Origin of the sequence: Myxococcus guangdongensis (assembly GCF_024198255.1) — a bacterium.
GTDB lineage: Bacteria > Myxococcota > Myxococcia > Myxococcales > Myxococcaceae > Myxococcus > Myxococcus guangdongensis.
In genome coordinates, this window is sequence record NZ_JAJVKW010000022.1 from 70,515 (window position 1) to 88,819 (window position 18,305).

General features: G+C 70.7%; 13 protein-coding genes. 8 read left to right on the top strand and 5 right to left on the bottom strand.

Annotated features, from left to right (window positions below):
* Positions 1-144: 144 nt before the first annotated feature.
* The 6 genes from folP to tsaE all read left to right on the top strand — a co-directional run bounded on the left by folP (position 145) and on the right by tsaE (position 6,279).
* The gene (gene folP, locus LXT21_RS41255) at positions 145-1,383 is read left to right on the top strand and encodes a dihydropteroate synthase (protein ID WP_254043751.1); all 1,239 of its coding nucleotides are present in this window, start codon (positions 145-147) and stop codon (positions 1,381-1,383) included.
* Positions 1,384-1,612: 229 nt separating this feature from the next.
* A complete protein-coding gene (glmM, locus tag LXT21_RS41260; RefSeq protein WP_254043752.1) occupies positions 1,613-3,007 on the top strand; it encodes a phosphoglucosamine mutase in 1,395 nt (464 codons plus the stop codon).
* Positions 3,008-3,115: 108 nt separating this feature from the next.
* The gene (locus tag LXT21_RS41265; RefSeq protein ID WP_254043753.1) at positions 3,116-3,841 is read left to right on the top strand and encodes a pyridoxine 5'-phosphate synthase; all 726 of its coding nucleotides are present in this window, start codon (positions 3,116-3,118) and stop codon (positions 3,839-3,841) included.
* A 6-nt stretch (positions 3,842-3,847) separates the two neighbouring features.
* Positions 3,848-4,228, top strand: coding sequence for a holo-ACP synthase (gene acpS, locus LXT21_RS41270; RefSeq protein ID WP_046714514.1), 381 nt, complete (start codon positions 3,848-3,850; stop codon positions 4,226-4,228).
* A 4-nt stretch (positions 4,229-4,232) separates the two neighbouring features.
* Positions 4,233-5,768 carry an NAD(P)H-hydrate dehydratase gene (locus LXT21_RS41275; RefSeq protein ID WP_254043754.1) on the top strand — a complete coding sequence of 512 codons (1,536 nt, stop codon included), beginning with the start codon at positions 4,233-4,235 and terminating at the stop codon, positions 5,766-5,768.
* A 31-nt stretch (positions 5,769-5,799) separates the two neighbouring features.
* Positions 5,800-6,279 (top strand): tRNA (adenosine(37)-N6)-threonylcarbamoyltransferase complex ATPase subunit type 1 TsaE, encoded by a 480-nt coding sequence (tsaE, locus tag LXT21_RS41280; RefSeq protein ID WP_254043755.1) that lies wholly within the window; start codon positions 5,800-5,802, stop codon positions 6,277-6,279.
* 2 nt (positions 6,280-6,281) lie between these two features.
* On the opposite strand, the gene LXT21_RS41285 is transcribed toward tsaE, so the two are convergent.
* From LXT21_RS41285 to LXT21_RS41305, 5 genes are all read right to left on the bottom strand, one after another.
* A complete protein-coding gene (locus tag LXT21_RS41285; RefSeq protein ID WP_254043756.1) occupies positions 6,282-7,142 on the bottom strand; it encodes a class II glutamine amidotransferase in 861 nt (286 codons plus the stop codon).
* An 88-nt stretch (positions 7,143-7,230) separates the two neighbouring features.
* Positions 7,231-8,496 (bottom strand): imidazolonepropionase, encoded by a 1,266-nt coding sequence (gene hutI, locus LXT21_RS41290; protein ID WP_254043757.1) that lies wholly within the window; start codon positions 8,494-8,496, stop codon positions 7,231-7,233.
* Between the two features lie 4 nt (positions 8,497-8,500).
* Positions 8,501-9,241: a hypothetical protein gene (locus LXT21_RS41295; RefSeq protein ID WP_254043758.1), complete on the bottom strand. Its 741-nt coding sequence runs from the start codon at positions 9,239-9,241 to the stop codon at positions 8,501-8,503.
* 14 nt (positions 9,242-9,255) lie between these two features.
* Entirely contained in the window at positions 9,256-10,911 is a 1,656-nt protein-coding gene (hutU, locus tag LXT21_RS41300; protein ID WP_254043759.1) for a urocanate hydratase, read from the bottom strand.
* A 180-nt stretch (positions 10,912-11,091) separates the two neighbouring features.
* On the bottom strand, positions 11,092-12,222 hold the full coding sequence (locus tag LXT21_RS41305) for a BON domain-containing protein (protein ID WP_254043760.1): 1,131 nt from the start codon (positions 12,220-12,222) through the stop codon (positions 11,092-11,094).
* 233 nt (positions 12,223-12,455) lie between these two features.
* Here LXT21_RS41305 and LXT21_RS41310 point away from each other — a divergent pair, with 233 nt between their 5' ends.
* Positions 12,456-14,834 carry an FdhF/YdeP family oxidoreductase gene (locus LXT21_RS41310; RefSeq protein WP_254043761.1) on the top strand — a complete coding sequence of 793 codons (2,379 nt, stop codon included), beginning with the start codon at positions 12,456-12,458 and terminating at the stop codon, positions 14,832-14,834.
* A gap of 15 nt (positions 14,835-14,849) precedes the next feature.
* Entirely contained in the window at positions 14,850-18,305 is a 3,456-nt protein-coding gene (locus LXT21_RS41315; RefSeq protein WP_254043762.1) for a hypothetical protein, read from the top strand.

Here is an 18,305-nt window from a genome sequence, read left to right on the forward strand (position 1 = left end):
TCGGGCGCAGGAGCGCGGCGAGGCCGCTCTGGGTCTTCGCCGTCACGCGGGCCTCGCATTCGGTGCCGCTCGGGTGTGCGCGAGCGGGTAGGGTGGTCGAGGGCCGCCATCGGCCCGTTCCGCTTCTCGCAGGAGCCCTCGCCCATGATTCGCGCCCGCCCCATCAGCGTCGACCGTCCGGAGGACCTGACGCTGGCCTTGCGTCGCATGGGGTTGCCCACGCCCGCGCGCGAGTACCTGCTGGAGAAGCTGCCGCATGGGCAGTGGCTGCTCACCGGCGTGTCGAAGCAGGTCGGCCAGTTCCTCCACGGCCTGGGCGAGCGCTCGAACGCGCCGGGTCGCGAGGAGTTCCCTTCCTGGGTGTCGGGCGACATTCGCACCCGCGCGGGCGCGGGCCTGTTGTCCGGGCGTCGGGAGCAACTCGAGCGGCTCGTCGCGCTCGCCCGCGCGGAAGGGGGCGAGCTCGTCGCGCTGGTGGGCGCGTTGGACCGGGCCCTGGGGCTTCACGTGGCGCCGACGCCGCTGGTGCTCGGCGAGCGCACCTTCGAGTGGGGCTCGCGCACCTATGTCATGGGCGTGGTGAACGTGACGCCGGACAGCTTCTCCGATGGGGGCCGCTATCAGGACGTCGACGCGGCCGTGGCCCACGGGCTCGCGCTGGCGGAGGCGGGCGCGGACCTGCTGGACATCGGCGGTGAGTCCACGCGCCCCGGCTCACGGGCTGTCTCCTCCGAGGAGGAGGTGGCCCGGGTGCTGCCGGTCATCGAGGGCCTTCGTGCCCGCACCGCGGTGCCTCTCTCGGTGGACACCACCAAGTCGGCGGTGGCGCGCGCGGTGCTCGAGGCGGGCGCGCACCTCATCAACGACATCACCGGCTTTCGCACGGACCTGGAGCTGCCCCGCGTGGTGGCCGAGCTCGGCGCCGCCTGTTGTCTGATGCACATCCAGGGGACCCCCAGCACCATGCAGCAGGCGCCCGCGTACGAAGACCTGGTGGACGAGGTGCTGACGTTCCTGGAGGACTCCACGGCCCTGGCCGCGGCCGCGGGGGTGCCCCGTGAGCGCATCCTGTTGGACCCGGGCATCGGCTTCGGCAAGACGTTCGACCACAACCTCTACCTGCTGCGACGGTTGGAGGAACTGCGCGTGCTCGGGCTGCCCCTGCTCGTGGGCACCAGTCGCAAGGGGTTCCTCGGTGCCCTGACGGGTGGCAAGCCGGCGGGCGAGCGTCTGGCGGCGACGCTGGGCTCCGTGGCGGCGATGGCGGTGCTGGGTGGCGCGGACCTCGTCCGGGTGCACGACGTGGCGGAGGCCCGCGACGCGCTCGTGGTGGCGGACGCGATTCGCCTGGCGCGCGACGGAGGCGCCCTGCTCGGACGCTGAGCCGGCGTGGCCCTTTCGCCACACGGTGGCGGCGGGGCCGCGTGTAGGCGTGGGGTGGGCCCTGGTATCGTTTTCGCACTGAGGTTCAACGGTGATACAGCCTGCAAGCCCGGGCCGTTGCCGGGGGAGCATCGGGGCCCTACCTTCGAGCCCCGGCGGTGGGCGGGGTATAAGCCCCGACGTCGAGCGACCGGCGAAGGCCCGGCGTGGGAAAGGTGGAGCGGCAACCATGGCGTACAGGATGAACATGGCTCCCAAGGAGGAGCGCGCATCGCAGAAGCTGTTCGGCACGGATGGTGTTCGCGGCAAGGCGAACGTCTATCCGATGACAGCCGAAGTCGCGATGCAGCTCGGGCGGGCGCTCGCGTACCTCATCCGCAATGGACCGCACCGCCACCGCGTCATCGTGGGCAAGGACACGCGACTGTCGGGCTACATGCTCGAGCAGGCGCTGGCCGCGGGCCTGACGTCCATGGGCGTCGACGTGGAGCTCGTCGGGCCGCTGCCGACGCCGGGCATCTCCAACATCACCACGTCCATGCGGGCGGACGCGGGCGCGGTCATCTCCGCGTCCCACAACCCGTACGAGGACAACGGCATCAAGTTCTTCTGGCGCGACGGCTTCAAGCTGCCGGACGAGACGGAAGGCAAGATCGAAGAGCTCCTGTCCACGGGCGCCATCGACTCCATCCGTCCCACGGCGACGAAGATTGGCCGCGCGTTCCGCATGGAGGACGCGCGGGGCCGCTACATCGTGTTCCTCAAGGCGACCTTCCCGCGCGAGCTGACGCTCGAGGGGATGACCATCGTCGTCGACTGCGCCAACGGCGCGGCCTACAAGACGGCGCCCGCGGTGCTGGAGGAGCTGGGCGCGAAGGTCATCACGCTGGGCGTCTCGCCGGACGGCAAGAACATCAACCACAAGTGCGGCGCGCTGTTCCCGGAGAACCTGGCGCGCACGGTGCTCAAGCACGGCGCCCACCTGGGCATCGCGCTGGACGGTGACGCCGACCGCCTCATCGTCGTGGATGAGAAGGGCAAGGTCGTGGATGGCGACGCCATCATGGCCATCTGCACCGGCGAGCTGGTGGCCCGCAAGCAGCTCAAGAAGAAGGTGCTGGTCTCCACGGTGATGAGCAACGTCGGCCTGGAGCGCGCGGTGGCGCGCTGGGGCGTGAAGGTGGCTCGCACGCGCGTGGGTGACCGGTACGTCGTCGAGGAGATGCGCAAGAACGGCTACAACCTGGGCGGCGAGCAGAGCGGCCACCTCATCTTCCTGGACCACACCACGACGGGTGACGGCACGCTGGCGGCGCTCCAACTGCTGGCGGTGATGTGCCGCGCGGGCAAGCCCCTGAGCGAGCTGTCCTCCATCTTCGAGCCGGTGCCCCAGACGCTGGTCAACGTGGTGGTGAAGCAGAAGAAGGAGCTGGGCGAGCTGCCGGACGTGATGAAGATCATCAAGTCCGTGGAGCAGAAGCTCGGCAACTCCGGCCGCGTGCTGGTGCGCTTCTCCGGCACCGAGCCCAAGGCGCGCGTGCTGGTGGAGGGCGAGGACGCCGCTCGCAACGAGGCCTACGCGAAGGACATCGCCGACGCCCTGGCGAAGGCGCTCAACCGCTAGTCGTCGTTCACGACGGTTGACTTCCGGACGCTGGCCGCGATTAGAGGGGCCAGCGCGTGCCGGGGCCCCCGACAATCCCGGCACCGCGCGTCAAGCGAGGTGCGGTCGATGGGACAGCGACTGGGTGTCAACGTGGACCATGTGGCGACGCTGCGGCAGGCGCGGCGCACCACGTATCCGGATCCGGTGACGGCGGCCGCGCTGGCGGAGCTGGCCGGCGCGCAGCAGATCACCATCCACCTGCGCGAGGACCGCCGTCACATCCAGGACCGCGACCTGCGCATCCTGCGTGAGACGACGCAGACGCTGCTCAATCTGGAGATGGCGGCCACCACGGAGATGGTGAAGATCGCCTACGAGCACAAGCCGGACGTGGTGACGCTGGTGCCCGAGCGCCGCGAGGAGCTGACCACCGAGGGTGGGCTCGAGGTCGCCGGCCAGCGCGAGCACGTCGCGAAGATCATCAAGAACCTCAAGGACGGCGAAATCACCGTCTCGCTGTTCATCGACCCGGACCTGGACCAGGTGCGCGCGTCGCACAAGGTGAACGCGGACCGGATCGAGCTGCACACGGGCCGCTACTGCGAGGCGCGCAACGAGAAGGAGCGCGCGCGGGAGCTGGCGCGCATCGTCGACGCGGCGAAGGCGGGCACCAAGCTGGGCCTGGGCGTGGCCGCGGGTCACGGGCTCAACTACGACAACGTGCAGCCCATTGCCCGCATCGCGGAAATCGACGAGCTGAACATCGGCCACGCCATCGTCGCGCGCGCGGTGCTGGTGGGCTTCGACCGGGCGGTCCGGGAGATGCTCGACCTGATGCGCAACCCGGGATAGCGCGCCATGGGAATCCGGGGCCTGGGTCTGGACATCTGCTCCATCTCCCGCATCCAGCGCATCCTGGACGGGCCTCGCGCGGAGCCGTTCCTGAACCGCGTCTACACGGAACACGAGCGCGCCCTGTGTGGCCAGCGTCACGACGCGGCCAGCGCCTATGCCGCGCGGTTCGCGGCCAAGGAGGCGCTGGTGAAGGCGCTGGGCGCGCCGCCGGGCATCCGCTGGAAGGACATGGAGGTGCGCCGCGATGGCGGCGCGCCTTACTTCGGCCTGTCCGGCGTGGCGCTCGAGGTGATGGAGGCCCGGGGGCTGGAGGCCTTCCTCGCGTTGACCCACGACGCCGACGTGGCCGCCGCCACGGTGGTGCTGCAGTCGAAAGGGGAGTGAAGCCATGCTGCGCGTCCTCACCGCCGCCCAGATGCGTCAGGCCGAACAGGCCGCCGAGCAGCGCCACGGCATGCCCTCCGCGCTGCTGATGGAGAACGCGGGGCGGGGGCTCGCGGACGTGGCGTGGAAGCTCGCAGGTCCCCATGGGCGCTTCGTGGTGGTGTGTGGACCGGGCAACAACGGCGGCGACGGGCTGGTCGCGGCGCGCTTCCTCCTCGAGGGCGGCGCGCGCGTCTCGGTGACGCTCGTGGGTGACACCGCGAAGCTGACGCCCGAGTCGAAGCGCAACCTGGAGGCGCTGAGGGGGTTCGGTGGCGCGGCGCTCGCGCTGGAGGCCGTGGAGCCTCCCGCCATGGGCGACGTGGTGGTGGACGCGCTGTTCGGCACGGGGCTGAGCCGGGCTCCGGCGGGTGCGTTCGCGGAGGCCATCTCCGCCATCCACCGGTGGCGCCGCGCGGGCGCGAAGGTGGTGGCCGCGGACGTGCCGTCGGGTCTGCAGAGCGACACGGGCGAGCCCTTCTCGCCCTGCGTGGAAGCGGACGCGACGGTGGCCTTCGGCTTCCTCAAGCCAGGGCAGGTCCTGGAGCCCGGGGCTTCGCTGTGTGGTCGCGTGCACCGCGTGGACATCGGCATGGGGGGCGCGTCGTCGCGCGACGTCACCGGTGCCGAGCTCTTCGTGGTGGAGGAGTCCGACGCGCGCCGCACGCTGCCCGCGCGCAAGGCGGACACGCACAAGGGTACCTACGGGCACGTGCTCGTGGTCGCCGGCAGCCGGGGGAAGACGGGCGCCGCGGCGCTGGTCGCGAAGGCGGCGCTGCGCTCGGGGGCGGGGCTCGTCACGGTGGCCACGCGAAGCGACGCGCTCGAGTCCGTGCAGTCACACTCCGCCGAAATCATGGGCATCCCCCTGGAGGGCACGGGCCCGCTCGGCCTCGGGGACCTGGACGCGCTGCTCGCGGCGGCCGAGGGCAAGGACGCGCTCGTGATGGGGCCGGGCATCCCCCGGGGCCCCGAGACGGGCCGGCTCATCGGTGAGCTGCTGTCGCGCGTGGAGCTCCCCGCGGTGCTGGACGCGGACGCGCTCAACGCGGTGGCGGAGGACCTCTCCGTGCTCCGTCGCGCCAAGGGGCCCGTCGTCCTCACGCCGCACCCGGGCGAGATGGCGCGTCTGACAGCCAAATCGACCCAGGAGGTCCAGTCCAAGAGATTGGACATCGTGGGTCGACTCGCGGCCGGGCTCAACGTGACGGTGGTGCTCAAGGGCGACCGCACGCTCACCGCGCACGCGGATGGCCGCGTGTTCATCAACACCACGGGCAACCCGGGCATGGCCACGGGCGGCTCGGGGGACGTGTTGTCCGGCGTGTGTGGCGCGCTGCTGGCGCAGGCCTTCCCGCTGCCCGACGCCATCTGGACGGCGGTGTACACGCATGGCCTCGCCGGGGACCTGGCCGCCGCGCGACGCGGGCAGCTGGGTCTGGTGGCGGGAGACCTCATCGAGCAGGGGCTCTGCGAGGTGTGGCTGCGGTGGGAGCGATGAGCGACACGGTGTTGTCGAGCGAGGTGCGGCGATGAGCGAGGCCAACACGGTGGAGCGGCGCGTGACGCTGGCCTCGCCCGAGGAGACGCACCGGCTCGGAGTCCGGCTGGGCGAGCTGCTCGAGCCGGGGGACTTCGTGGGGCTGATTGGCGATTTGGGCGCGGGCAAGACGCACCTGGTGCGCGGCGTGGCCGAGGGCGCGCGCGTGCCCCGCTCCGAGGTGGCCAGCCCCACCTTCGCCATCGTGTACCCGTACTCCGGCCGAATCCCGCTGTACCACGCGGACCTGTACCGCCTGACGGGCTACGACGACCTCTACGCCACCGGCTTCATGGACCTGGTGGGCGGCGAGGGAGCGGTGCTGGTGGAGTGGTTGGACCGGGTGCCGGAGGCCGCGCCTCGCGAGCACCTGCGCGTCACGTTGGCCCACGCGGGCCAGGACTCGCGGACCCTGGAGGCCCGGGCCTTCGGAGCCCGAGCCTCGACGCTGCTGACGACCTGGCTGCCCTGACGTCAGGCGGCGTGCTGGCTGGGGCCGGGCGTGGGCGGCGGCATGACGCCCCCCGCGAGCTCCGGCACACGCCAGCGGTGGAAGACGAGCCCGGCGTCCACGCCGATGACGTCCTCCTCCTGCACGGGCGCCCAGTTCGGCCCGCCGCACAGCGCCTCGCTGGAGACGATGAGCTGCTCCAGGCGCGTGCCCGCGACGGGGAGGCCGCCCAGCTCGCACCGCGCGCCGCCCACGGACACGAAGAGCGTCCGGTTGCGCCGCGAGGCCACCATCACCTCGCCGTTGGTGACGAGGAAGTTCATCGCGGAGCGCTGCTGCGCCTGCGAGTCATCCGTGATGGCCGCCACCAGCCCCATCGTCTCCGCGAGCGCCCGCGCGACGCCCTCCACGGGGACCGAGTGGCCGATGGGATGCCTGGCCGCCAGGCGGGTGAGGAAGAGGTAGAAGCACCGCTCGCTGTCCGTGGTGCCCTGGATGCCCACGCGCAGCGTCGGGCAGATGAGCTCCTCCACCGCGGCGCGATGCCGGGCGAATTCCCTCAACGTCCCGTTGTGGACGAACGTCCAGCGGCCGTGGTGGAAGGGGTGGGAGTTGCGCAGCTCGACCGCGCCCACCGAGGCCAGACGGATGTGCGCCACCACCGTGTGTGAGGACACACGGCTGCTGACACGCTCGAAGTCGGGGTCACTGTGCGCGGGGCCCACACCGTGGGCCACGACAGGCGACGCTTCGGCGCCATAGGCGGCGATTCCCCATCCATCCTTGTGCTCGCGTGACTGGATGAGGAGCGAGTTCTTCTGCGTCACCAGCGAGGGGTGGACCGCGGAAGGGACTGACGATCTGAATCCAAAAAGTCGGCACATGGCTGCAGTTGGTACTTATAACGGCCGGCCCCGACGGGAAGTTCTCCAACACTCCCGTGCGACGCACGTGTCACCAGTCGACGTCGCTTCACCCGCAGGAATTCAGCTCCTGCTGGACGACGACACGCCCGGCTTTCACCACCGTGCGCGCGTGCCCTATTCCTAAATGGTAGGGCAGATGACGGAAAGACGCACAGCTGAACAAAACCAGGTCGCCTGCATCACCCACGGCCAACCGCCCTTGTCGTTGCAGTCCCAATGACAACGCGGCGCCACGGGTCGCGGCCCAATACGCCTCCGCCGCCGAGAGTCCGTTCTCGAGACACGCGAGTCCCAGCGCCAACGCCGTGTTTTCACTCATGGCGGAGCCCGGGTTGACGTTGGTGCCCAAAGCGACATTGAGGCCCGCGTCGCGGATGCGACGTCCCGGCGCGTAGGGGCGCATGCGCAGGAAGAGGGTGGAGGTGGGCACGAGCACCGCGGTGACGTTGGCGGCGGCGAGCGCGCGCAGGCCCGCGTCGGTGACTTGCTCCAGGTGGTCGGCGGTGGCGGCGCCCAGTTCGGCGGCGAGCTCGGAGGCGCCGAAGGCGGTGAGCTGGTCGGCGTGGAGGCGCGGCTGCATTCCCAGCTCGCGGCCGGCGGTGAGGATGCGGCGGGCCTCGTCGACGGTGAAGGCGCTGTCCTCGACGAAGACGTCGCAGAAGCGCGCCAGGCTCTCGTTGGCGACGGCGGGGAGGATTTCGTCGATGCAGAGGCGGACGTAGTCCTCGCGGCGCTCGCGGTACTCCGCGGGGATGGCGTGCGCGCACAGCAGCGTGGGCACCAGCTCCACGGGCGTCATCGTGTTGAGCCTGCGCACCACGCGCAGCATCTTCAGCTCGGTCTCCACGTCGAGCCCGTAGCCGCTCTTCACCTCGGCCACCGTCACGCCCTGCGCGAGCAGCCGCTGCACGCGAGGCAGCGCCAGCCGCACCAGCTCCTCCTCGCTGGCCGCGCGCGTGGCGCGCACGGTGCTGACGATGCCGCCGCCGGCCTTGGCGATCTCCAGGTACGTGGCGCCCTGGTTGCGCAGGTCGAACTCCGCGGAGCGCTCACCGGCGAAGACCAGGTGCGTGTGCGGGTCCACGAAGGCGGGGCCCACGAAGCCGCCTTTCGCGTCGAGCACCTCGGTGCCCGCGCCCACGCTGCCAGCTGGCAGCTCCGCCTCCGCGCCCACGTACGCGATGCGACCGGCGCGGATGCCCACGCAGGCGTGGGGACGCGAGGTGAGGGCGGCCTCCGCGGGCTCGCGGTGCGTGCCCTCCAGGGTGAGGACCTCGGACGTGTTTCGGACCAGCAAGTCGAGCGCTTCCATGATGTCAACGACCTCCACGCACACCCACGATGGGAACGTTCCAGCTCGTGCTGTCTCCAACCTTCGCGCGACCGAAGCCACCCGACAGCTCCAGGGTGTCCAGCCATCCCCACGTGAAGCGCGCGGCGACGACACCGCCGTAGTACAGCGAGCCGTTGCTCATGCCGTGCGACGACAGCGTGTGCACGGCGACGAAGGGGACCAGGCCCACCGACACACCGGGCTCCGGCGAGAAGCTCAGGGCACACGTCGCCTCCGCGCCCGCCATGCTGCCCGGTCCGCCCTTGCTCGAGGAGATGCCGAAGTCGGACGCCCCGCGCACCGCCAGCGAGGGCGCGAGCCCCAGGCGTTCCGAGCCGATGTAATAGGACATGCCCGCGTAGACGCCGTAGCCGGGCACGGGCAGCGGCAGGAACATCTCGCCCTGCAGGCCCGTGTGCAGGTGCAGCCGCGCGGTGAGCGGCCACGTCATCGCGGCGTCGAAGGCGAGGCCCCACTGCTGGGTGGAGAAGCTCGCGTCGTCGCCGCGGAAGCGGTCATCGGTGCCGACGGAGGGCACCGTCCCCGCGATGGGCGCGCTGAGCCGGGGGCCGGTGCGGATGCCGGCCTGGAGCATGCGCTGCTGGGCGGAGCCGGGCCCCAGGCGCATCACCATGGGGCCGACGGCGGAGGGGGCACACCCCGCGAGCGCTCCGAGCGCAAGGACCAGCAACAGCGAGAGGCTCGGGCGCGCGGGGTGGGCCATGGCGAGGCACAAGGCTACACGGTGATGCCCGGAATCTTCACGCCCCGCTCCTTGGCCACCTCGATGGCCTCGGGGTAGCCCGCGTCCGCGTGGCGCAGCACGCCCATGCCGGGGTCGCTGGTGAGCACGCGCTCGATGCGGCGCGCGGCCTCGGCCGTCCCGTCCGCGACGATGACCTGTCCGGCGTGCAGCGAGTAGCCCATGCCCACGCCGCCGCCGTGGTGGAAGGACACCCACGACGCGCCATTCACCGCGTTCACCAGCGCGTTGAGGATGGGCCAGTCCGCCACCGCGTCCGTGCCGTCCTTCATCGCCTCCGTCTCACGGTTGGGCGACGCCACCGAGCCGCAGTCCAGGTGATCTCGTCCGATGACGATGGGCGCCTTCACCTGGCCGGTGCGCACCAGCTCGTTGAAGGCGAGGCCCGCCTTCGCGCGCTCGCCGTAGCCCAGCCAGCAGATGCGCGCGGGCAGACCCTGGAACGCCACGCGCTCCTCGGCCATGTTCAGCCAGCGCTGCAGCGAGGCCTTCTGGGGGAACAGCTCGCGCACCACGCGGTCCGTGACGCGGATGTCCTCGGGGTCTCCGGACAGGGCCACCCAGCGGAACGGGCCCATGCCCTCGCAGAACAGCGGGCGGATGTACGCGGGCACGAAGCCAGGGAACTCGAACGCGTTCTCCATGCCGCCCAGCTGCGCCTGGCCGCGCAGGTTGTTGCCGTAGTCGAAGACGTGGCAGCCGGCGGCCTGGAAGTCGTTCATCGCCTCCACGTGCTCGATCATGGACTCGCGCGCGCGGCGCACGTAGCCCTCCGGGTCCCTCTTGCGCAGCTCGGCCGCGGCCTCCAGCGACAGGTCCGTGGGGATGTATCCGTTGAGCGGGTCATGCGCGCTGGTCTGGTCCGTGACGAGGTCCGGCTTGATGCCGCGGCGGTACAGCTCGCGGAACACCGAGGCCGCGTTGCCGATGACGCCGATGGAGCGGCCCACGCGCCTGGCTTGCGCGTCCTTCACCATCGCGAGCGCCTCGTCGAGGTCCTTGGCGACGACGTCCAGGTAGCGCGTCTCCACGCGGCGCTGGGCGCGCCACGGGTCGATCTCCACGCCCAGGAACACGGCGTTGTTCATGGTGGCCGCGAGCGGCTGCGCGCCACCCATGCCGCCCAGACCGCCGGAGAGGATGAGGCGGCCGGAGAGGTCGTCGGTGCCGAAGTGGAAGCGGCCGGCGGCGGCGAACGTCTCGTAGGTGCCCTGGAGGATGCCCTGGGTGCCGATGTAGATCCACGAGCCGGCCGTCATCTGGCCGTACATCATCAGGCCCTTCTTCTCCAGCTCGTGGAAGTGCTCCCAGTTGGCCCAGCGGCCCACGAGGTTGGAGTTGGCGATGAGCACGCGCGGCGCGTCGGGGTGCGTGCGGAAGACGCCCACGGGCTTGCCGGACTGGACGAGCAGGGTCTCGTCGTCGGCGAGGCTCTGGAGGCTGGACACGATGCGGTCGAAGGAGGGCCAGTCGCGCGCGGCCTTGCCAGTGCCGCCGTAGACGACGAGGTCCGCGGGATTCTCGGCGACCTCCGGGTCGAGGTTGTTCATCAACATCCGGAGCGCGGCCTCCTGGACCCAACCCTTGCACGAGAGGGTGGAACCACGGGGGGCGCGGATGACGCGGGACATGAACGGGCTCCTGAGGAATGGCTGACGGAAAGGCCCGGCACACTACCCGAACCCGTGGAGCGCGGGGGCAGCACCGTGAAGCCCCTCGCGCGCAGTGTCCATGGGAGGCATCCGCCGCGCCCCGTCCCCGAGGTGGGGACGGGCACGCTCCGTCCATGACGCGCGGGGCCGAAGCCCGCTTCAGGAGTGCAACGAGCCGTCGTCGTCGGGGACCTGGAGCGGCGCCTGGGACGAAGGCGCGCGCGCCACGCCCTCGCTCCGGTGGAGGCGCAGGTGGTTGAGGACCTCCTTCACGCCGAGCACCGACTCGGTGACGTCCTCGATGGCGCGCTTCTCGTCGCGGCTGCGCACGCTCCCGGCGAGCGTCACCACGCCGTCCAGCACCTGCACTCCCACGTCCGAGGCGTCCATCCACTCCTGCATCAGCCGGTCGCAGATGTCCGCGCGGATGCGGTCATCGCCTCGCTGATAGCCACGGGGTCCGCGTCCCTGGGGCGTGCGGGGTCGGCCGGGGAGTCCGGCGTAGCCACCATGACCCAGGTCGTGGTCATCCGCGCGCGTCGCGCTGGTGGAGAACCCCACCCGGGGCGGTGCCATGTTCTCCACGCCGGGTCCGTGGCCCGAGGGCTGCGTGCCGCCCCGTCGCACATCTGCCTCCGCCAGCCGCTCGCGAGGGCGCAGCTCCCTCAGCTCGTCCATCCATGCCTCGGGTTCATCCCAGGTGTCCGCGCCGCGGCGCCCCTGACGCGAGTGGCCCGGGCCCACGCCCCCGCCACGCAGCGAGTCCGACGGAGCGTCCCTCCAGCGCCCCCGGTGCGAGCCGCCCCTGTCGTCGGGCGGGCCGTGGCGTCGGGGGGCCTCCTCATCGAGCGCGCGGAAGGTGCCGCTCGGGCTGTAGCCGGGTCGTCGGGCGATTCGCTCCGGGTCGAAGTGTCGGGCGCGGCGGTCCAGCTCCCGGTCGCGGTCGAAGTCCCGGCCGTATTCGTGGGCCCGGTCCAGCGCCCTGGCCGCGTCGCCGAAGTCCCGGTCGATTTCATAGTCGAGCGAGTCCCGGTCGCCTCGGAGCGTGCGGTATTCGCGGTCGCGCTCGAGGTCCCGGGAGGGGTGCTCGAAGTCGCGCCGGGCGTCCCAGTCCGAGCGGTGGGAGTCGTGGCCCGGCCGTGCGTGGTGCTCAGGGTGTTCGTGACGGGGAGGGCCCCGGTGTTGGTGGCCCGGGTCCTGGGCGCGCCAGGCGGGGGCGTCTTCGTGCTCCCTTCGGCCGTGTCGCTCCTTGCCCCGTCGGTTGGGGTCATCATGGCGCCTTCCACTCATGTCATCCGCCTCCTTGGATTCCGGCTCGCGCGTGGGGTCCTGTCCTCCAGAGGGTTTTGACCGAGCGCGTTCCCGGCAACGCCGCCTCGCCTCGTCGGTCGTCCGGGCGTGGGCCGGGTGGAGAGCGAGGGGCCGACAGGCTTCGAGCAGGCGTTACCGCGAGGCCCGGGAGCGGTAGACTCGCGCGCGCCACGAGCGGACGGTCGTCCGGATGGCACCAGGAGAGGGCGGGCATGGCCGAGACACAGCGGGACGATGAGGAGACGGGGAGCGAGCAGGGCGCGGCATTGGCCCGGCCCCTGCCACCCGTCCAACCGCCCGACGAGCCGAGGCCTCCCTTGGTCAGTCTCCCTCCCACCGTCGCGGGTGGCATGGCCGCCATCGTCTCCTCGATGAAGCACGCGTGGGGCGAGATGGGCCCGGTGCGCGGCACGTTCCTCCTGCACAAGGTGAATCAGAAGGACGGCTTCGACTGTCCGGGTTGCGCGTGGCCGGACCCAGGGCATCGCTCGGTGGCGGAGTTCTGCGAGAACGGCGCGAAGGCGGTGGCGGAGGAGGGCACGAAGGAGCGCGTGACGCCCGACTTCTTCCGGCAGTGGAGCGTCGCGGCGCTGTGCGAGCAGTCGGACCACTGGCTGGGCAAGCGGGGGCGACTGACGCAGCCGATGGTGCTGCGCGAGGACGCCACGCACTACACGCCCATCTCCTGGGACGAGGCCTTCGCGCTCGTGGCCGAGGAGCTCAACGCGCTGGACTCACCCGACGCGGCCTGCTTCTACACCTCAGGGCGCACGAGCAACGAAGCGGCGTTCCTGTACCAGTTGTTCGTGCGGCAGTTCGGGACGAACAACCTGCCGGACTGTTCGAACATGTGCCACGAGTCCAGCGGCACGGGGCTCGGCGAGACGATTGGCATCGGCAAGGGCACCGTCACGCTGGAGGACTTCGAGCAGGCGCAGGCTGTCTTCGTCATCGGCCAGAACCCCGGCACCAACCACCCGCGCATGCTCTCCACGCTCCAGGCCGCCGCGCGCCGGGGCTGCGAAATCGTCAGCATCAACCCGCTGCCCGAGGCGGGGCTCAATCGCTTCCGGCATCCGCAGGAGGTGTTCCAGTTGATGGGCCCGGGAACGGCGCTCAACAGCCAGTTCCTCCAGGTGCGCATCAACGGAGACGTGGCGCTGCTGCAGGGGCTGGGCAAGGCGCTGCTGGAGATGGAGGCCGAGCGGCCCGGCACGGTGGTGGCGCGCGGGTTCATCGAGGACAAGACGCTCGGGTTCGACGCGTATGCGCGCAACGTGAGCGCGGTGAGCTGGGACGACGTGGTGTCGCGCAGCGGGGTGCCGCGCGCGCAGATCCAGACGGCCGCGGAGCTGCTGGCCCGCTCCGAGCGCATCATCTTCTGCTGGGCCATGGGGCTGACGCAGCACCGCAACGCGGTGGCCAACATCCAGGAGATCGTCAACCTGGCGCTCGTGCGCGGCAGCATCGGCAAGCCGGGCGCGGGCCTGTGTCCGGTGCGCGGGCACAGCAACGTGCAGGGCGACCGCACCATGGGCATCTGGGAGCGGCCGAAGCCCGAGTTCCTGGACGCGCTCGCGCGGGAGCTCGACTTCGAGCCGCCCCGGCACCATGGCAAGGACGTGGTGGACACGCTCCACGGCATGCACGAGGGACAGGTCCGGGTGTTCTTCGCGCTCGGGGGCAACTTCCTGTCGGCCACCCCGGACACGGAGTTCACCGCGCGGGCCCTGCGGCGCACGCGGCTCACGGTGCATGTGTCCACCAAGCTCAACCGCGCGCATCTGGTCCACGGACGACGGGCCCTCATCCTCCCGTGCCTGGGGCGGACGGAGCGGGACGTACAGGCGGGTGGACCTCAGTTCGTGACGGTGGAGAACTCGATGGGCGTGGTGCACGCCACGCGCGGCGCGGTGGCTCCGGCCTCCGAGCACCTGCTCAGCGAGCCGATGATCGTCGCGCGACTGGCCACGGCCGTGCTGGGCTCGCGCTCGAAGGTGCCGTGGATGTCACTGGTGGAGGACTACTCGCGGGTGAGGGACTTGATTGCCCGGGTCATCCCGGGCTTCGGCGACTTCAATCGGCGCGTGCAGGAGCCGGGTGGATTCTATCTGCCGAACGGACCTCGGGAGGGCCGCTTCACCACGGCGAGTGGGAAGGCGCACTTCACGGTGCACACCATGCCGGGCGAGGACCTGGAGCCCGGGCAGTTGATGATGATGACGCTGCGCACGCATGACCAGTTCAACACCACGGTGTATGGGCTGGATGATCGCTACCGTGGCATCAAGGGTGGGCGGCGCGTGGTGATGATGCATCCCAAGGACATCCAGGAGCGCGGGCTCGTCGAGGGACAGGTGGTGGACCTGACCAGCCACTTCCGGGGAGAGACGCGCGTGGCGCGGCGGTTCCTGGTGGTGCCGTACAACATCCCCCGGCGGTGCGCGGCGACGTACTTCCCGGAGACGAACGTGCTGGTGCCGGTGGACAGCTTCGCGGAGAAGAGCCGCACGCCGGCCTCGAAGTCCGTGGTCATCACCGTGGCGCCGTCGGTCGAGGCGCCTTCCCTCGTCGAGGGTTCGACTTCATGAGGTCCGTGAGCGCGCATGCACCCGTCCGGTGAGGCCGCGTGGCCGGAGTCGCTCCGGCCGCTCTACGAGGAAGTCGCGAGCACTCCCGCCACGGAGGCGGTGGAGGCGTCCGCGCGTTGGACCACGTCCTTCGCCGACTGGGTGCGCGGGGCGTCGCTGGAGGAGCGGACGCTGGCGCAGCTCGCCACCTGGGAGCGACTGGCCCGAGGGGAGCGTGGGCTCGGGGAGCTGTTGTTCCTGGTGGGCTCTTGCAGTGAGCTCTTGTGGCCCTACGCGGTGCCGCCCGCGGGGCTGTTGGAGCGGTTGTTGTCGCGACAGGGCGCGATGCTGGAGGTCCTGCGCGGCACGGGTGAGCCGGAGGTCGCGGCGCGGGTGCTTCGTGAGAGCGAGGCCGCGCTGTCGACGGTGTTGACGCGGTATCTGAAGCGTCACCCGGACTCGCTGCTATCGCTCGTGGGGAACGTGCCGTGTACGTATGACGGACGGGCCCTGCGGTTCCTCGACTCGGTGGAGGTGGACCTCAAGCGGGTGATGGCTTCGGGGAACAAGGCCATCGGGATGTTGGAGCAGCTGCGCCTGCTGTTGCCGGCGACGGCGGAGGCCGGGCGCGACAAGCTGGCGGACTACATCCGCACGCGGGCCTCACGGATTCCGTGGCAGGAGGCCTCGGAGGTGCTGGCCGAGCGGCTGTTCGCGCTGGCGACGTCTCCGGATGGGCGCGGGGCGATGCGTGGCTTCCTGGCGTGCTACCCGAACGGACGCAAGGAGCCGGACTGGTGTGCTCGCGCGGGTGTTCTGCTGGCGCGCACGTTGGAGGTGGGTGGGTCTCCGGCGGTGGTGGAGAACCTGTGCGAGTTGCTGGCGCGCTTCGATGCACCGCCGGTGGATGGGCTGCGTGGGGCGCTGGGCGCGCTGGTGGGCAGCGACTTCGACACGCTGACGGACCTGGGGCCGGTGCGCTTCGTGCTGGACCACTGTCAGGCGAACCTGCGCAAGGGCGAGCCCGGGCTCGTGCTGACGCAGGTGTGGCTGGAGGAGCGGCTGTTCCGCGCGTCGGTGCGCAAGGGCTTGTCGGACGCGTTCGAGCGGCGCAAGCGGATGCGGGCGAAGCTGGAGCCGATGGCCACGGGCTTCGCGCACCTGTGCTGGCTGGCGGAGGAGTGCGCGGATTTGTGGCCGAAGCTGGGGTCGGAGAATCGGCCCGGGCTGGATGAGCTGGCGGCGTGGCGGGACGAGGTGGCGGAGCGGATTGCTCGCAAGCCCATGCCCCGGAAGGCGGCCATCGAGTTCTTCCTGTGGTGCGCGCCGGACGCGGCGTCGTCCGAGGCGGAGCTCGTGGTGCTGTCGCTGGCGCGGACGGAGACGGACCGGCGACAGGTCCGGCGGCTCAAGGACCATCCCTCGTCTCGGGTGAGGCTGCGGGTTCGCACGCTGCAGCGCTGGTTCCAGGGAGCCACGGGGAAGGATGGAGCGAAGGCTCCGCCGCCCACGGGCGCGGTGGCTCCGGCATCGCTCACGGAGGCGCTGAGGCATCTGCATGTGACGCGTGCGGTGCCGTTGAGTGGGCGGACGTGGCTGCGGGACAGGGACCTGGAGGAGTTGCTGTTCGGCGCGGTGTCTCGCGTGGAGGCGGACTTCTCGACGCGCTATCCGGAGCGGTTCCGCGAGGACACGGTGGAGTTGGTGGACTCGCTGCTCGAGGCGCTGAGTGGCGAGCTGGGACGCGTGAAGGCGGACGTGTTCTCGCTGCTGGCCCAGGGCCAGCCGCCGCCGCTGGATTTCGAGCTGACGGTGCGGCGCGTGGCGGAGCGGGTGGTCGAGGAGCCGAAGCCATCGAGGAGAGGGCGGGGGAGGGCGGCGGCTGTGCCCGTGGCCACCGAGGTGGGCCCGGTGGGTGTGCTGGACATGTCGACATCCTGGGCTCCTGTGGTCGAGTCCGTGATTGCCGAGGATGAAGGCGCGGGGAGAGGGGACGACTCGCTGCTGATGGAGGACGAGGTGTCGCGCCTGTTGGAGGCGGAGGCGTTGGCTCGGGTCGAGGCTTCCGACGAAACGACTCTCGCGGAGATGCCCGAGGCGCCCCATGACGGACTGAGCGTCGAGGCGTTGACGCCTGCTCCCGACTCGCTGGTCGCGCAGGGGCCGGATGCCCCGGTGACGGTTGCCGAGTCCCATCAGGATGCGCTCGTTTCCGATGCGCCGCACGATTCGACGGGACCGATGGCTGGGGAGGCATCCGCGCAGGACGTGATTCGCGCGAACGTGGAAGCGTTGGACGAACCGAACGCCCACTCGCAGGTGTCTCCTGGCGGAGGCTTCGCCATGGCTCCATCGATTGAGGGCGCGGCTTATGCGAAGCCCGTCGGAAGTGACGAGACCGTTCACGTCGTGGCCTCGGTGGAGTCCGCTGACGAAGTGAGCGCCACGACACGCGTCGACGCTCCGTCGCAGGTTGATGACGTCGCGGCGGAGACGGCCTTCTCCGTCGACAACCCCGCGGTGTCCGCGGGTGAGGCGTCCGACAGCACCCCCGTCGGCGCATCCTCATCGGCTGCTGACGAGGCGAGCGACACCGATTCCCACGTCGACGCTTCCACGAGAGTTGCTGACGGCGCTGCCGCTGACGATTCGTCTGACCACACGACGAGCGTCGACGCTGCTGAGCAGGTTGCTGGGAGTCCCTCGCTCGTTGACGCACCTGCGTCGGCTGCTGGCGAAGCGAGCGATGCCACCGCTCACGTTGCCTCTCCCGTCCAGGTCGCTGACGTCATCGCCACGCAGCCTGCTGACGGCGCGATTGACGGTGGCTCGCGGAGTGACGCCCCTGACTCCGCGCCCTCGGCCGCCGCCGATGCGGCCAGTACGGAGCCGCTGCCTCCGCTGGTCGCTCCCGCGTCGACGTCGTCTTCCGAAGTACGTCTCCCCGACGATGAACCCGCTGCTCGCTCGCGACGAAGCCGAGGCAAGCGGGGTTCATCGGACCGGGTCCCGGACTCGCGCACCTCGGGCACCGAAGTCGCGTTCGTCATGAGCGCCGAGGTCGACGGTTTCGTGGACACCGAGCGCGCGGTGCTCGTCCAGGTCGTGAAGCTGGAGCAACGTGGCGAAGGTCAGTGGCTGCCTCACTTCCGCCTCGGCCGTGAGATGGTCGATGGCCTGCTTTCACGTACCGACTCGGCCTACTGTCTCTTCCTCGTCCCACCCATTCCTCGCGCCGAGTGCTGGTTGCTCCCAGCCCGTCTGGTGCGTGACCTGATGGACGCCCAGCGCTCCCTCACCACCGTGTCCCGGGACTCCGTGGCGCGTGCCGCGCGCTCCTTGTCCCAGTGGTGGATGGGCGACTTCGTGAATCTGTGGACCGGAGACGAACGGACCGCCTTCCTCGAGCACGTCTCCGCCGAGTCCCCGAACGCACCGGACTTCGTCGTCCAGTGCTCCTTCCACTCCGGGACTCGCACGCCGAAGCCCTGA

Coding starts and splice junctions, on each gene's coding strand:
- acpS (WP_046714514.1), top strand. CDS start 3,848: ATGGGAATCCGGGGCCTGGGTCTGGACATCTGCTCCATCTCCCGCATC.
- tsaE (WP_254043755.1), top strand. CDS start 5,800: ATGAGCGAGGCCAACACGGTGGAGCGGCGCGTGACGCTGGCCTCGCCC.
- folP (WP_254043751.1), top strand. CDS start 145: ATGATTCGCGCCCGCCCCATCAGCGTCGACCGTCCGGAGGACCTGACG.
- LXT21_RS41265 (WP_254043753.1), top strand. CDS start 3,116: ATGGGACAGCGACTGGGTGTCAACGTGGACCATGTGGCGACGCTGCGG.
- LXT21_RS41315 (WP_254043762.1), top strand. CDS start 14,850: ATGCACCCGTCCGGTGAGGCCGCGTGGCCGGAGTCGCTCCGGCCGCTC.
- glmM (WP_254043752.1), top strand. CDS start 1,613: ATGGCGTACAGGATGAACATGGCTCCCAAGGAGGAGCGCGCATCGCAG.
- hutU (WP_254043759.1), bottom strand. CDS start 10,911: ATGTCCCGCGTCATCCGCGCCCCCCGTGGTTCCACCCTCTCGTGCAAG.
- hutI (WP_254043757.1), bottom strand. CDS start 8,496: ATGGAAGCGCTCGACTTGCTGGTCCGAAACACGTCCGAGGTCCTCACC.
- LXT21_RS41285 (WP_254043756.1), bottom strand. CDS start 7,142: ATGTGCCGACTTTTTGGATTCAGATCGTCAGTCCCTTCCGCGGTCCAC.
- LXT21_RS41305 (WP_254043760.1), bottom strand. CDS start 12,222: ATGAGTGGAAGGCGCCATGATGACCCCAACCGACGGGGCAAGGAGCGA.
- LXT21_RS41275 (WP_254043754.1), top strand. CDS start 4,233: ATGCTGCGCGTCCTCACCGCCGCCCAGATGCGTCAGGCCGAACAGGCC.
- LXT21_RS41295 (WP_254043758.1), bottom strand. CDS start 9,241: ATGGCCCACCCCGCGCGCCCGAGCCTCTCGCTGTTGCTGGTCCTTGCG.
- LXT21_RS41310 (WP_254043761.1), top strand. CDS start 12,456: ATGGCCGAGACACAGCGGGACGATGAGGAGACGGGGAGCGAGCAGGGC.